This window comes from Streptomyces sp. NPDC097981, assembly GCF_040302565.1.
Classification (GTDB): Bacteria; Actinomycetota; Actinomycetes; order Streptomycetales; family Streptomycetaceae; genus Streptomyces.
Genome location: NZ_JBEORW010000202.1, coordinates 1 through 1,022, shown reverse-complemented (window position 1 = coordinate 1,022; position 1,022 = coordinate 1). Strand labels below are relative to the sequence as shown.

At 57.3% G+C, this 1,022-nt stretch carries 2 protein-coding genes; both read left to right on the top strand.

The window, feature by feature from the left end; translation table 11 throughout:
• Positions 1–339: 339 nt before the first annotated feature.
• Positions 340–561: a hypothetical protein gene (locus ABTY04_RS41080; RefSeq protein WP_352218536.1), complete on the top strand. Its 222-nt coding sequence runs from the start codon at positions 340–342 to the stop codon at positions 559–561.
• A 44-nt stretch (positions 562–605) separates the two neighbouring features.
• Positions 606–1,022 (top strand): hypothetical protein (locus tag ABTY04_RS41075; protein ID WP_352218535.1); only part of this gene is annotated, 417 nt, incomplete at its 3' end.

Sequence of the window (1,022 nt, the reverse complement as noted above, 5' to 3'; positions counted from 1 at the left end):
GCTTCTCTGAACCACCGATACGATCCTGCGCAGCTGCGGGGTCGGTCAGGGGGCACCAAGACTCGTCAGGGCATCCGCGGGCAACCCCTCGCTTAGCTCGGGGCGGTCTATACCAGTCAAGGTTTGCGAATGGCACAGATGCGGCAAAGGTGGCAGCCTGATTGCGAGGACCTGCGCCTTGAGCGAAGTCCGTTCGTAGAGCGGGCAGCGGAGACTCTGCCCGTCGTTGCCTCGGAGGCCACATTGAGGCCAAACGATGTGTCATCGGCTAAAGGAAGTCCGGACCCTCACGCCTCGGCGCAAACGGCACCGAGCGTTAGCTCAGGGGTTGAAGCGGTCATGCTCGCCGCCTTCATGCTGCAGGTAGAGCAGAGCGAGGCGGATGCGGAGTGGATGCAGTCTCTCCACCTTCCCGCCGACACCGAAAATGAAATTCTCATTAGGCTGTCGCAACGCGGCGGGGTCTGGCTTGATTTCCTCACTACATGCCTTGGCTATAAGGGTGATTTTCGCGGTTTCTCTGAAGAGTTGCGAAAAGCTCGGGAGGGTATCGGCAGATAAGGAGACCCATCGGAGCGCTAAATCTGTAGCGCAAGGGAGTTGGCATGGATGGAGCAGTGAGTTCAGATTTTCCGCGAATCATTCTTCCTGCGGATTCGAACCTCCCCTCGCTTAGCCCGGAAGACGGCAGCTCATCATCCAGTCATTCGATCCTTGCAGATGGACTTGCCGGGATACGCGCCGCTCTTAACCGCCACATTCCTGACCCTGTGCGGCTCAGGGAAGAGGTATCCAGGTTACGAATCGCGGGAGCAGACTCTGACGGGGCGTCTTCCAATGGGAATTACGATGAGAGACTGCGACATGCCCATCAGATACTTCTTGAACACCCGGACGAGGTAGTCGCGGACGGGGTTGAAAAATTTGTCGTCTACGATGAGTACTTTGGCGTGAGTAGATCGTCTCACTTCGACTACGCCAACCTTGGCAGGCAACTCTCGTCCACAATCAATCGCGTACTA